The sequence below is a fragment of the Bradyrhizobium erythrophlei genome, assembly GCF_900129425.1.
GTDB classification, from domain to species: Bacteria; Pseudomonadota; Alphaproteobacteria; order Rhizobiales; family Xanthobacteraceae; genus Bradyrhizobium; species Bradyrhizobium erythrophlei_C.
In genome coordinates this window covers 99,409-112,731 of the sequence record NZ_LT670817.1, presented here as the reverse complement: position 1 = coordinate 112,731, position 13,323 = coordinate 99,409, and the positions used below count along the sequence as shown (strand labels likewise).

The 13,323-nt window shown below is 62.2% G+C and carries 8 protein-coding genes; 7 read left to right on the top strand and 1 reads right to left on the bottom strand.

Annotation, left to right across the window (positions count from 1 at the left end; all coding sequences use genetic code 11):
- The first annotated feature begins 38 nt into the window (after positions 1 to 38).
- From B5527_RS00490 to B5527_RS00480, 3 genes are all read left to right on the top strand, one after another.
- Positions 39 to 2,261, top strand: a complete 2,223-nt coding sequence (locus B5527_RS00490; protein WP_079599549.1) for an acetate--CoA ligase family protein — start codon at positions 39 to 41, stop codon at positions 2,259 to 2,261.
- Positions 2,262 to 2,413: 152 nt separating this feature from the next.
- On the top strand, positions 2,414 to 3,655 hold the full coding sequence (locus tag B5527_RS00485) for an efflux RND transporter periplasmic adaptor subunit (protein WP_079606949.1): 1,242 nt from the start codon (positions 2,414 to 2,416) through the stop codon (positions 3,653 to 3,655).
- Positions 3,652 to 6,816, top strand: a complete 3,165-nt coding sequence (locus B5527_RS00480) for an efflux RND transporter permease subunit (RefSeq protein WP_079599548.1) — start codon at positions 3,652 to 3,654, stop codon at positions 6,814 to 6,816. The genes B5527_RS00485 and B5527_RS00480 overlap by 4 nt, the downstream gene beginning before the upstream one ends.
- A 27-nt stretch (positions 6,817 to 6,843) precedes the next feature.
- Here B5527_RS00480 and B5527_RS00475 read toward each other — a convergent pair whose 3' ends face one another.
- Positions 6,844 to 7,701: a DUF3050 domain-containing protein gene (locus B5527_RS00475; protein WP_079599547.1), complete on the bottom strand. Its 858-nt coding sequence runs from the start codon at positions 7,699 to 7,701 to the stop codon at positions 6,844 to 6,846.
- A gap of 646 nt (positions 7,702 to 8,347) precedes the next feature.
- Between B5527_RS00475 and B5527_RS00470 the strand changes: the two genes are divergently transcribed.
- The 4 genes from B5527_RS00470 to B5527_RS00455 all read left to right on the top strand — a co-directional run bounded on the left by B5527_RS00470 (position 8,348) and on the right by B5527_RS00455 (position 13,282).
- Positions 8,348 to 9,349, top strand: a complete 1,002-nt coding sequence (locus B5527_RS00470; protein ID WP_079599546.1) for a helix-turn-helix domain-containing protein — start codon at positions 8,348 to 8,350, stop codon at positions 9,347 to 9,349.
- Between the two features lie 197 nt (positions 9,350 to 9,546).
- The gene (locus tag B5527_RS00465; RefSeq protein ID WP_079599545.1) at positions 9,547 to 10,470 is read left to right on the top strand and encodes a dioxygenase; all 924 of its coding nucleotides are present in this window, start codon (positions 9,547 to 9,549) and stop codon (positions 10,468 to 10,470) included.
- A gap of 207 nt (positions 10,471 to 10,677) precedes the next feature.
- Complete coding sequence (locus tag B5527_RS00460) at positions 10,678 to 11,931, top strand: ABC transporter substrate-binding protein (protein ID WP_079599544.1); 1,254 nt, start codon at positions 10,678 to 10,680, stop codon at positions 11,929 to 11,931.
- 88 nt (positions 11,932 to 12,019) lie between these two features.
- Entirely contained in the window at positions 12,020 to 13,282 is a 1,263-nt protein-coding gene (locus B5527_RS00455; protein WP_079599543.1) for an ABC transporter substrate-binding protein, read from the top strand.
- Positions 13,283 to 13,323: the final 41 nt, after the last annotated feature.

Here is a 13,323-nt window from a genome sequence, read left to right as displayed (position 1 = left end):
ATTTTCGGACAAGAAGCGAAGGGTTGAGGATTACGCCTATGGAAGCACAGGTCAGCAGCACCGCGTCAGTTCCAGCCCGCCAATGGGCGCCTTCGCGGGACGCCAGCGACATCGTCAAAAGCATTCATGCGATGCTGCATCCGCGCAACATCGTGCTGGTCGGCGCAACCGACAAGCCCGGCAACTACGCCGAGCGGATCTGGAACAACCTGATCAAATATCAGTTCGAAGGCGGTCTTTATCCCGTCAACGCCAGGCGCGAAACCATCTGGGGCGTCCCCTGCTACAAGGATTTTGCCAGCCTGCCCGATAAGCCCGATCACGTGCTGGTGCTGGTGCCGGCGCGCTTCGCGGTCCAGGTTATCCGCGAGGCCGCCGCGGCCGGCGCGCGCTCGGCGACCATCGTGACCTCGGGCTTCAGCGAATTGCAGGACGATGAAAGCCAGAAGCTTGCGGCCGAGCTGCAGCAGGCGATCCGGGAGACCGGGCTTGCGGTCACCGGTCCGAATTGCCTCGGCAATCTCAGCGCCGGCGAAAAGCTGTTTACCAACATCGACGACCGCATCGTCACGATGGAAGCAGGTCCCGTCGCGATCGCCGGCCAATCCGGCGCGATCGTGATGGCAATCCGCCAGGCGCTGGAGGATCGCGGCGTCGGCGTCGGCTACATGGTCACCACAGGCAATGAAGCCGGCCTCGAGACCCCCGATCTGATGGCCTATTTCGCCGCCGATCCGAGCGTACGCGTGATCGTGGTTTATCTCGAAGGCGTGCGCAACACCAAGGTGTTCCGCGAAGCCTGCAAGGCCGCGCGCGCGGCCGGCAAGCCGGTGATCGCATTGAAACTCGGGGCATCCGAGGGCGGGCGCGCCGCCGCCATGGCGCATACCGGCGCGCTGGCCGGCTCGATCGAGACCTTCGACGCGATCTCGACACGCGAAGGCGTGATCCGCGTGCGCGGGCTCGACGAACTGATCGAAACCACCGAGTGCTTTGTCCATGCCGATCCGCCGAAGGGCGCCCGCCTCGCCGCGGTGACGCTGTCTGGCGGCAAGCGCGGCCTGCTGATCGATGCTTTCCATTCGGCGGGATTGAACTTCGCGCCGTTGAGCACGAATGCGAGCGACAAACTGGCAAAAATGCTCGGGCCGGGCAGCATCGTCGGCAATCCGCTCGACGCCGGGTTCGCGGCCGTGGTCGATCCTTCCGTCTACATGCAGTCGATCCGGACCATGATCGACGACCCCGACACCGACATCGTCATCATCGACGCCGAATTGCCGAAGGCGCCGCATGAATTGCGCGAACGCAATCTGCGCATCGTCAACGAGATGGCGGAAAAAGCCAGCAAGCCGGTGGTCTATATCTCGACGATGTCGATCGGCTTCACCGAATTCACCAAGGGCTTGCGCCGGTCGCTGCCGCATATCGCGGTCATGCAGGGCCTCGACCGGGCGGTGGGCGCGATCAAGGCGCTGATCGATTACAGCTCGCTGCGCAAGGTGGTGCCCGATATCCAATCGAGCTCCAGCGCCTCGGCGCGCGCGACGCTGGAGAGGACGCTGAAGAACGCCAAGGGCGCAGCACTCGATGAGGTCGCGTCCAAGAAGCTGCTTAGGGCCTACGGCATTCCGGTCTCAAAGGAAGAGATCGCGCAGACCGCCGCCGACGCCGTGAAGATCGCCAGGAAAATCGGCTTTCCGGTGGTCGCCAAGGTGGTCAGTGCGGACATCCTGCACAAATCCGACATCGGCGGCGTGGTGCTGAACATCAACAGCACCGCCGAGGTCAGGAAAGCCTTCAACGACATCACCGCGCGGGTGAAGAAGCTGAAGCACAAGCCTGTTCTCGAGGGCATCCTGATCGCGCAGCAGGTCAAGGCCGAGCTCGAACTGGTGGTCGGCGCCTCGCTCGACGCCGAGATGGGACCGGTGGTGCTGTTCGGCAGCGGCGGCGTCGATATCGAGCTGATGAAGGACGTCGCGTTGGCGGGGGCCCCGCTCGACGCGGCCGAGGCCAAAGAGCTGATCGGCCGGACCAAGGCCGGCGTGAAGCTGAGGGGCTATCGCGGCAAGCCCGCCCTGCACGAAGCCTCGGCGGTAAAGGCGCTGGTCGGCCTGTCCAATTTGATGGCCGATGCCGGCAGCCGCATCGCTTCGATCGACGTCAATCCGTTCCTGATCAACACCAGGACCGGCGTGGCCGCCGATGGACTGGTCGTTCTCAACAACGCCGCCGCCAAAAGCGCCGCCGGGCATTGACGTAACGGGGATACCGGATTGTTCGGCGGCATTTCGTGTGCCACGTCACCGTTAGAATTGTGCAGCGCCCGGGAATGATTGTTCAATCCCGGCGATCCCCCTCGATCGAAGTATGCTAACATTGGCTTCCGGTCATGGTGAGGGCGCGCGAAATGCACCTTGCAAGATTGCCTATCAGTCTGCTGACTGCGGGTGCCATCGCGGTTGGAACTCCCTCAGCAACGCGGGCGCAGCCCGCCCCTAGCGGGCCCCCGGCGGTAGGAATCGTTGAAGCGGCCAAGCGGCCGATTACCGAATCCAGCGAATTTCTCGGAAGGATCGAGGCGGTCAACCGGGTCAACGTGGTCGCGCGCGTCACCGCGTTTCTGGAAAAGCGGCTGTTCGAGGAAGGCAGCGAAATCAAGGCGGGAGAACATCTCTATCGTCTCGAGCAGGGTCCGTTCGAGGCCGATCTTGCCTCGAAGCAGGCGGTTGTGGCGCAGTTACAGGCGACACTGGAAAACGCCAAGCTGACCACCGACCGGGCGCGGACTTTGCTTGGCGGCCCGGCCGGCCAGCAATCGACCTACGACGCGGCGCTCGCCAACCAGCGCAGCCTTGAGGCCCAGGTGCAGTCCGCTCAGGCCCAGGTGCAATCCTCCCAAATCAACCTCGACTATACCGATATCCGCTCGCCCATCGACGGCAAGATCGGCCGCACCGCGGTGACCGAAGGCAACGTGGTCAACCCGGGATCGGGTGTGCTGACCACCATCGTCAGCCAGGATCCGATGTACGTCCTCTTCCCGGTCTCGGTGCGCGCGGGACTGGAGTTGCGCGACCGCTACGCAACGCGGGGCGGCTTCAACGCGGTGGTGATCAAGATTCGCCTGACAGACGGTCGCCTTTATGACCAGACCGGCCAATTAAACTTCGTCGACAACACCGTCGCGCAGAGCACCGATACGATCTCGGTGCGCGGCGCAATCCCCAATCCACCGCTGCATGATCCCTCGACCACAGGCGGTCCGGTGCGCGAACTTACCGACGGCGAATTTGTCACCGTGATGCTGGAGGGCGTGCAGCCGGTCGAGGTGCTGGCGATTCCGCGCTCCGCGGTGCTGTCCGACCAGCAGGGCGATTATGTCTTCACGGTCGGCGCGGATAACAAGGCCGAGCAGCGTCGGATCCAGCTCGGGCAGTCGACCCCGACAATAGCTGCGGTCATCAACGGGCTCGCGCTGGGCGACAAGGTGATCGTCGAGGGCCTGCAGCGGGTGCGTCCTGGCCAGCCGGTCTCGCCTGGGCCGGCGAGCGCGCTGATCCAGTCCAGCATGAAGGCCTCCGCCAGTGACGGCACGCCAATTGATAGCGGCGGCGCCGGCGCGGCGAAACCGGCGGGCAAGAGCCGATGATTTCCGCGGTTTTCGTCGACCGTCCCCGTCTCGCGATCGTGATCGCGTTCGTCATCACCATCGCCGGCGCGCTCGCGCTACTGGCGATTCCGGTGGCGCAATTTCCCGACATCGTGCCGCCACAGGTCACGGTCACCGGCGTGTTCCCCGGCGCCTCGGCGGAGGTGGTCGAGTCCAGCGTCGCCCAGCCGCTCGAGGCGCAGGTGGTCGGGGTCGACCGCGCGCTGTACATGAAATCGACCAGCGGCAATGACGGCAGCTACACGCTAACGGTTTCGTTCGCGCTCGGCACCAATCCCGACATCAACACCGTGAACGTCAACAACCGCGTTCAGACCGCGCTGTCGCAACTGCCGCCCGAGGTGCAACTGCAGGGCTTGGTGGTGCAGAAGAAATCGTCGGCGATCCTGCAATTCATCGTGCTCTACAGCGCCAATGGCGAGCAGGATCCGTTGTTCATCACCAACTACGCCATCATCAACGTGCTCGATGCGATTTCCCGTACCCCGGGCGTCGGCCAGGCCAGCTTGTTCGCGAAACTCAACTACTCGATGCGGATCTGGTTCGATTCGCAGCGGCTGACCAGCCTCAACCTCGCGCCATCCGACGTCATTGCCGCAATCCGGGCCCAGAGCGTGCAGGCGCCGGTCGGCCGGATCGGCGCCCGGCCGATCAGCGACGACCAGCAGTTCCAGTTCAACGTACAGACCCAGGGCAGGCTGACCACTCCGGCGCAGTTCGGCAACATCGTGCTGCGGGCGAACCCGGACGGCTCGGTGCTGCGGATCAGCGACGTCGCCCGCGTCGAGATCGGCGCGCAAAATCTCGACAGCGAGTCGCGGATCGACGGCCGTGCCGGGGTGCCGATCGGCATTTATCTTGCGCCCGGCGCCAATGCGGTGACGACGGCGAAGGCGGTGCAGGCGACGCTGCAAAGGTTGTCGGGACGATTTCCGGCGGGCCTGTCCTATCTGGTGCAATACGATTCCACCACCTTTGTGAGCGACACCATCGCCGAGGTGCTCAAGACGATCGGCGAAGCCTTCGTCCTGGTGGTGATCGTGGTGTTTCTGTTCCTCGGCAGTTTGCGCGCCACGATCATCCCGGCGGTTGCGGTGCCGGTGAGCTTGATCGGCGCCTTCGCCGTGCTGCTGGTGCTTGGCTATTCGGCCAACACGGTATCGCTGCTGGCGATGGTGCTCGCGATCGGCATCGTGGTCGACGACGCCATTGTCGTGGTCGAAAACGTCGAGCGCGTGATGGAGGAGGAACCGGATCTTTCGCCGGCCGAAGCTACCAAGAAGGCCATGACCCAGATCACCGCGCCGATCATCGCGATCACGCTGGTGCTGCTGTCGGTGTTCGTGCCGATTGCCTTCATTCCCGGGATTTCCGGCACGCTGTTCCGCCAGTTCGCGGTGACGATCAGCGCGGCGATGCTGATCTCGGCCCTCAATGCGCTGACCTTGTCGCCGGCGCTGTGCGCGGTGTTCCTGCGTCACACCGGGCCGCGGCGCGGCATCATGGGGCGCGTACTCGGCGGTATCGACTGGATGCGCGACCGCTACGCCGGCGGCGTGCGGCGGCTGGTGCGAATGGCCGCGCTGTCGCTTGTCCTTGTGCTGGTGTTCGCAGGCGGCATATTCGGGGTTTCGCGGTTAACGCCGACAGGGTTCCTTCCGGAAGAAGACCAGGGCGCATTCTTCATCTCGGTACAATTGCCTGATGGCGCATCGGTGTCGCGCACCAGTGAGGTGACCAAACAGGTTGAAAGCCTGCTGAAGCAGATGCCGGCGGTTCAGCACACGCTCTCGATCATCGGCTTTTCCCTGTTGGACGGAGTATCCGAACCGAACAACGCCTTCATGGTGGCGCGGCTGAAGCCGTTCGCGGATCGCAAGGCAGCGGCGGATTCGGTGCAGGCCCTGATCCGGCAAACGTTCGGCGGCGGAGCGCAGATCCGGCAGGCCAACGTGCTGCCGTTCAATCTGCCGCCGATCATCGGGCTTTCGACCAGCGGCGGCTTCGAGTACCAGCTCGAAGCGCTGGAGGGACAGGACCCGGCCGCGATGGGCAACGTCACCGCCGGGCTGATCGCCGCCGCCAACAGCGACCCGCGGCTCACGCGCGTGTTCTCGACCTTCACGGCGACCAATCCGTCGATCTATCTCGACATCGACCGCGCCAAGGCGCAGGCGCTCGGCCTCAACATCAGCGACGTCTTCACCGCGTTGCAGGCGACGCTTGGCGGCATCTACGTCAACAACTTCAATCTCTACGGCCGCACCTGGCAGGTCAACGTTCAGGGCGAGGCATCCAATCGCGGCGACCTTTCGGACATCTGGCAAATATATGTGCGCAACGGCACCGGCCAGATGGTGCCGATGCGATCCATCGCCAGCGTCAAGATCGTGACGGGACCTCAGGTCATCACGCGCTACAACAATTACCGCTCGGTCACCGTCAACGGAAGCCCGGCGGCTGGCATCTCTTCCGGGACGGCGCTCGCCGCCATGACGGAGATCTCCAATACCACGCTGCCGGCAGGCTATAGCTTTGAATGGACCGGCACCGCATATCAGGAACAGCAGGCGTCCGGCCAGACCGGTATCATCCTCGGGCTTGCGGTGCTGTTCGCCTATTTGTTCCTGGTCGGGCTTTACGAAAGCTGGACGATCCCGATTCCCGTGCTGCTGTCGGTCGTCGTCGGCGTGTTGGGGTCTTATCTCGGCATCAAGCTCGCCGGGCTGAACCTCGATCTCTACGGTCAGATTGGGCTCGTGGTGCTGATCGCGCTGGCCGCCAAGAACGGTATCCTGATTGTCGAGTTTGCCAAGGAGCAACGAGAGAGCGGCGTTGCGATCGACGACGCGGCGATATCAGGTGCGCAGATGCGATTCCGCGCCGTGATGATGACCTCGATCGCTTTCATTCTCGGGTTGCTGCCGCTGGTGATCGCCACAGGCGCCGCTCAGATCAGCCGCAGGGCCGTTGGTACCGCCGTGTTCGGCGGCATGCTCGCCGCAAGTTCGATCGGGATCTTCATGGTACCGATGCTCTACGTCACGTTCCAGCAGTTGCGCGAGCGCGTAAAGAAGCGCTTCGGCGGATCTGGCAAAGAGCCGCATCCGCCGGCCAGGCTGCCGACGACCCGCCGCTAGGCAAGCGGCGGGTCTGTTTCTTGGTTCTCAGCTCGCTCGTCTGGAGACCAGCGGAGCTTCGCCCATCTGCCGTGCCGTAGCTTGTGTAGCGGACGTAGCCTTCTTCGCGCGCATGTCGCGAAGTGTGTTTAATGTGCCATTCCAAAGCTCGATCCGGGCTTTGATGCTGTTGCACGCGGCCCGCAAAGCCCGTTCATCCCTCTGCGGTGAGTCGGCAACCAGGCCTTCGAGCAGCTCCCGCCCCATTGGACCGTGACTATCCCCATCGAGTTCGATGTGCCGATCGATGTAGTAGACGAAATGACGCAGGGGGTCGTTGTCGTTGTCGTGCCTCGCGCCTGGGAGCGTCTTTTGCAGCCTGCTGAACATCTCCGGTATGATGTCCTCGCGGCCGTGAAAGAATGCCGCCAAGACCTCTTCCGTCGATCCCGACCGGGCCAGCGTCATCGTATGCGCGACAAAGGCCTGTACATGAGACGACACACCCGCGCGCGCCATAGCCTTTTCGACGGAAACACCGACCTGCGCCATTGAACGGAATCTGTCGAATTGTCGGGTACTGGCGCCGACGTCGACCATGGCGCGGAGGTAGAGATCGAGGTGGCTGACATAGGAGCCGTCCGGATCGACATCCGTCTCTTCGCCTATCACGATGTCGTTGATAAGGCGTGCAGCCCGCGCGTTGTCCACGGGGAACCACGGCACTTTCGTGCATGTCAGATCCTGCTGCAGCCGCTTTAGGAGCGACATGAAATCCCAGACGGCGAAGACATGATCTTCCATAAATCGCCTTAGATCCTCGATAGAAGCGACCTCCGCGTAGACGGGGTGGTCGAGCAACTGGGTACGAAGAGTAGCGAGGCAGTAACGGTCCTGTTTCGGCATGTTTGACCTCTATTTCATCATGTTTGATATTTCATCATGTTTGATCTTAGCTCTGGGTTGAAGTGTGAACCCGGCTGCGGCGACCTATTCCGACTGGCTGGCGATACAAGTGTTAGTGCGCGCCGGTACCACTCAAAGGGCGTCACAGGCGCACGACGCACCAAATTCCAGCGATCAGAACTCATCCGACATGTTGGCTTGGCGCGCCCACACGGTCCTCAGCCAGGTTAAGGGCGAGTTGCATCGCTGAACGGCAAAGTTTACTCGCGACCGGAAATCCCCCGCCTAAACAAAAGCGCGCCGCGTTAGTCGCGCTATGAGAATTCCGGGATGAATTGAATAGATTCCCACGACTAGAGTTTTGCTATTGGAATCCCGCGGCGGACGCATTCAAAACAGCTTCCAAACCCTTCGAGGGCGAAGGGCTCGCTACTCAAAGCACCTGCAGAAGGCAGCTGGTTTGCGGTCGACAGGGTCTTCGTGTCTGACCATCAATTGATAAGACGTGATCGCTGGAGGCCTAATTTTGTCTTATCAGCCTTCGAAGCTCGCAAACGTCAGCCGAGGCAAGTAGCTTGCATCTCGTGCATACAGCTCCGATCTGAAGTCACGAACGATTGTGTCGTTTGAGAAATGGAAAGTTGCGATGCCACGAGAATCGAGCGGCAATATCCCTGGCTCACCACATTTGGATTTCGAGACGTGGAAAGAGCTGATCCGCACGATGGGCGGGCGGTTCAACCCGGAAGGTATCGACCCCAAGGCCTTTACCGGCTGCGTGTGCCCCCTTAGCGTCTGCGGGCTCACCGCAGCCGAGGTTGGTTCCAATGCTCGTCGGGTCGAACGGACACACCGCGATGTTCGCCTCGATGGCGCGGACCACTATTTCACGATCTTTCAAGTCGCCGGCCGGTCAGCGATGACCCACAACGAGGAAGCCGTGCGCTTCGATGTGGGCGATGTTGCGCTCGTCGATACGGCCCGGCCCGCGACTTTCTTCAATACCAATGCGGGTGGGCCGTGGAAGTCCGTGGCTCTTCTTTTGCCGCGCCGGTCCCTGGTTTCGCATCTCGGATTCGAGCCACGGGGCGGTCTTTACCGGCACAGCGGAACGGCTGCCGGTCGCCTGCTCCTTGATCTCATCCTCAATTCCGCGGATGGAGAAGGATCACCCCCCTCGCCGGCCGATTCTTATATGCGGCTAACAGTCTACGATCTTGTCGGCGCGTTGTTCGCACCCGATGATCCGGCGCCGTCGCGTCACGCGGACAAGCTGTTCAGGCGTGTCCGTGGCGTCATCAAGGACGGTTTCGCCGATCCGGATTTTGGTCCTTGCGAGGCCGCAGCGAGAGCGGGGATTTCACTGCGTTATCTCCAGAAATTGTTTACGCAACGGGGTTCGACTTGCAATGAATTCATCTATTCGTTTCGTCTAGATCACGCCGCGCGTCTTCTGCAGCGCCGGGCGACCCTGGGCGCAAGTCAGGCTCTCGGCGAAATTGCGTATGCTTGCGGTTTTCGCGACTACAGACATTTCGCGAGAAAGTTTCGTCACCGGTTCGGTCACGGCCCGGGCGCGTGCTCCGCAGAAGACAATCGCGCCCGCGACGGTACCGTGAACTATTATGGCCATGAACGTCTGTCATAGCTTCCCACATTCAACATCCCCCCGGCCTTCCCTGGTAGGCGTTCGCGCTCGCGGCTTATATTCGATCCTTGAAACCCTGAGCGATGTTGCGCAGAGATCGCGCGTCTCGCCGGCGCTTCCGAAATAGCCGCAATTCTGATACCTGACGCTGGCGATGTCTGGCCCTGATACACGGGGCCTCGCGGGATAGGCTGGAAATGATCATAGAAAATCAGGCCATGGTGACCGACGCCGTCGTTGAAGCCGTTACCCGCACGGAGGATCCGCGTCTGCGCGAAATCTTGCTGGCGCTCGTGCGACATTTGCACGGCTTTGTGCGCGAGGTTCGCCTGACCGAACGCGAATTCCAGCAAGCGGCGAGGATCGTCGCGGCGATGGGCCAGAAGACGACCGCCTCGCACAACGAAGTCGTGTTGATGGCGGGCTCGCTGGGTGTGTCCTCTTTGGTCTGCCTGCTCAACAACGGCAACCATGGCCAGACCGAAACCCAGGCGAACCTGCTGGGTCCGTTTTGGCGCGAAGATCAGCCGCTGAGCGCCAGCGGAGATACGTTGCTGCGTTCACCGACGCCGGGCCCGGGGCTGGTCGTTCACGTCTCCATCGAAGACGGAAAGGGGCGGCCTGTGGCCGGGGCCGAAGTCGACGTTTGGCACTCCTCGCCGGAAGGTCTCTATGAGAACCAGGATCCCGAGCAGGCCGAGATGAATTTACGCGGGCGGTTTATTTCTGACGAAGCCGGGCGTTTTGATTTCCGCAGTGTCAAGCCGGCGGGGTATCCGATCCCTGTCGATGGGCCGGTCGGGGAACTGGTGAGGGCCACCCGTCGCCACCATTTCCGGCCCGCGCATCTGCACTTCATGATCTACAAGCCGGGCTACAAAACCCTGATCTCGCAAATTTACTCGCCCGACGACGAGCACATCGATTCAGATGTGCAGTTTGGCGTCACGCGCGCGCTGATCGGCAACTACGTGCGCCATGACGAGCCCTCGCCCGAGTTGGGTCTCGCGACACCCTGGTATTCCCTCGATCAGCGCTTCATCGTGGAGCCCGGCGAAGCACGCCGTCCGGTCGCGCCGATCCGCGGCAAGGCGCCCGCCGCGACGCAAGAAGGCGCATAAAAGCGGCCATGCGGGTTGGAATGTTCGTGTCTGGGCGGGCCTAAAGCCGACGGCATGTTCTGAGAGCAGACCACATCTAGGTCGAAGGTTGCAGGATTTTCCCGGGTTCATCATTGGCAAAGGCAACCCGGACAGGTTACGCTCCCGGCCGAAAGGGCATCGAAGAATGCCTGTCTGAAGACACATCACCTTGTCTGGGAGGACAATATGGATACCCCGCGACGGTCCTGGCCGGTTGATCGGCGGACTATTCTGAAGACCAGCGCCGCGCTTGCTGCGGTGCAATTTTCATCCCCCTTCATCATCAAAGCCCGCGGCGAAACGCCGGTGCGGATCGGAATGGTCGATCCGCTGACCGGGGTTTATGCCGCGATCGCACAGAGCGAGGTGGTGGGAGCGAAATTCGCCGCCGAGGAGATCAACAAGAAGGGCGGCATTCTCGGCAGGCCGGTCGAGCTGCTGGTCGAAGACTCCGCCAACGACGTCGGCACCGGCGTGCAGAAGACCCGCAAGCTGATCGAACGCGACCAGGTGAGCTTCATCATCGGCGACGTCAATTCCGGCATCGCGATCGCGATGGCGCAGGTCACCAGCGAAAAGAAGGTGCTCCATATCGTCTCGGGCGGCCACACCGATCCGATCACCGGCGCCAATTGCTCGTGGAACGTATTCCGGATCTGCAACTCCACTTCCATGGATGCCAACGCCATCGCTTCCACGCTAATGGAGAAATTCGGCAAGAAGTGGTACTTCCTGACTCCGGATTACGCCTATGGCCATTCGGTCCAGGCCGGCTTCGAAAAGCTCCTGAAAGCCGCCGGCGGCACGTCCTCAGGCGCACTCGTCCCGCTGGGCACGGCAGATTATTCGGCCTACCTGATCCAGGCCAAGGCCTACGGCCCGCAGGTGCTGATCAACGTGATGGGCGGCGGCGACCAGGTTTCAAGCCTCAAGCAGTTCGTCCAGTTCGGCCTCGACAAGCAGATGGCGGTCGGCGGCACCCTGTTCGAGCTCGAGAGCATCCGCGCCGTGCCCGATGGCGCGCGCGTCGGATGGTGGACCATGGAGTGGTGGTGGGACCAGCCCGGCGTGCCGCATGTCGCCGAGTTCAACGCCTCGATCAAGAAAATTACGGGTGCCGCAGCGACCGCCCGTAACTGGTTCGGCTACGCATCGGTGCAGACGCTGGCGCTCATCGCAAACCAGGAAAAGACGCTTGACGCTCCAAAACTGGCGCATGCGCTTGCCGGGTTCAAGCTGCCGCCGGAGGTTGCGTTGCAGCCGGGCGCACCTGCGTTCCGCGCCGGCGACCACGAATTGATGAGCACCGTGTTTGTCGGCGAGGCGCATCCGCCGCAGGGCGATCCGGACAACATGTTCACGGTGAAAAACCCCATACCCGGCGAAAAAGCCGCCGGACCGGCCGAAGACACCGGCTGCAAGATCCAGTGGCCGGCCTGAGCCACGACGAAGTGGCGCCCGGTGCCTCCACGCGCCGGGCGAACCGACATAGCCGAGAAGAAAATCAACGATCCACCAGGGAGAACTCATGACTTCGCAGGCTTTCAACCCGAAATTCAATCGTCGTACGCTGATCAAGGGCGCCGCGGCGCTGGGCGCCTTCCAGGTGGCATCACCCTTCATCATCCAGGCCCGCGGCGAGACGCCGATCCGGATCGGCATGGTCGATCCTCTCACCGGCGTCTACGCGGCGCCTGCCGGCAACGAGGTGATGGGGGCCAAGCTCGCCGTCGAACAGATGAACGCCAAGGGCGGCATTCTCGGCCGCCAGGTCGAACTGCTGGTGGAAGATTCCGCCAATGATGTCGGCACCGGCGTGCAAAAGGCGCGCAAGCTGATCGAGCGGGATCAGGTCACCTTCATGATCGGCGACGTCAATTCGGGCGTCGCGGCCGCGATCGCCCAGGTCACCGCCGAAAAGAAAATCCTGCACATTGTTTCCGGCGGCCACACCGATTCGATCACCGGCAAGGACTGCAAGTGGAACGTGTTCCGCGTCTGCAACACCACGCGGATGGAAGCGAATTCGGTATCGAGCGTGCTGTACAGCAAGTACGGCAAGAAGTGGCACTTCATCACGCCCGACTACGCCTTCGGCCATACGCTGTATGACGCCTGCACCGACGATCTGAAAAAGCTCGGCGGCACCGTTACCGGCAACGAGCTGACGCCGCTCGGCACCACCGACTTCTCCGCCTACCTGATCAAGGCACGGGCGGCAAATCCCGACGTGATGATCCTGCTGGTGCAGGGCTCCGACATGATCAACTGCCTCAAGCAGGTGGTCCAGTTCGGCCTCAACAAGCAGATCCATGTCGCGGGAACGCAGCAGGAACTGGAATCGCTGGCCGCGCTGCCGCCGGAGGCACGGATCGGGATCTGGATGTTCGAATGGTACTGGAAGCAGCCCGGCGTTCCCGGCGTCGACAAATTCGTCGCCGACATCCGCAAGGTCAACAACGGCAATGTGCCGACCGCGCGGCACTGGTTCGGCTACGCTTCGGCCATGTCCTTTGCGCTGATTGCGAACCAGGAGAAAACCCTCGACGCGGTCAAGCTCGCTGCCGGACTGGAAAACTTCGAACTGCCCGACGACGTCAAGCTGCAGCCGAACAAGTGCTACTACCGCAAGGGCGATCACCAATTGATGACGTCCGCCTTCGTCGGCGAGGCGCAGTCGAAAGGCAAGGACGATCCGGAAGATCTGTACCGCGTCGATGAAGTGGTGCCGGGCGACAAGACTGCACCCGCTGTCAGCGAAACCGGCTGCACCATTCAGTGGCCGGCGTAACCTAACGTCCGCAATTTCCCAGGGATACGGGAGGCAGCAAC

Coding starts and splice junctions, on each gene's coding strand:
- B5527_RS00490 (WP_079599549.1), top strand. CDS start 39: ATGGAAGCACAGGTCAGCAGCACCGCGTCAGTTCCAGCCCGCCAATGG.
- B5527_RS00485 (WP_079606949.1), top strand. CDS start 2,414: ATGCACCTTGCAAGATTGCCTATCAGTCTGCTGACTGCGGGTGCCATC.
- B5527_RS00480 (WP_079599548.1), top strand. CDS start 3,652: ATGATTTCCGCGGTTTTCGTCGACCGTCCCCGTCTCGCGATCGTGATC.
- B5527_RS00475 (WP_079599547.1), bottom strand. CDS start 7,701: ATGCCGAAACAGGACCGTTACTGCCTCGCTACTCTTCGTACCCAGTTG.
- B5527_RS00470 (WP_079599546.1), top strand. CDS start 8,348: ATGCCACGAGAATCGAGCGGCAATATCCCTGGCTCACCACATTTGGAT.
- B5527_RS00465 (WP_079599545.1), top strand. CDS start 9,547: ATGATCATAGAAAATCAGGCCATGGTGACCGACGCCGTCGTTGAAGCC.
- B5527_RS00460 (WP_079599544.1), top strand. CDS start 10,678: ATGGATACCCCGCGACGGTCCTGGCCGGTTGATCGGCGGACTATTCTG.
- B5527_RS00455 (WP_079599543.1), top strand. CDS start 12,020: ATGACTTCGCAGGCTTTCAACCCGAAATTCAATCGTCGTACGCTGATC.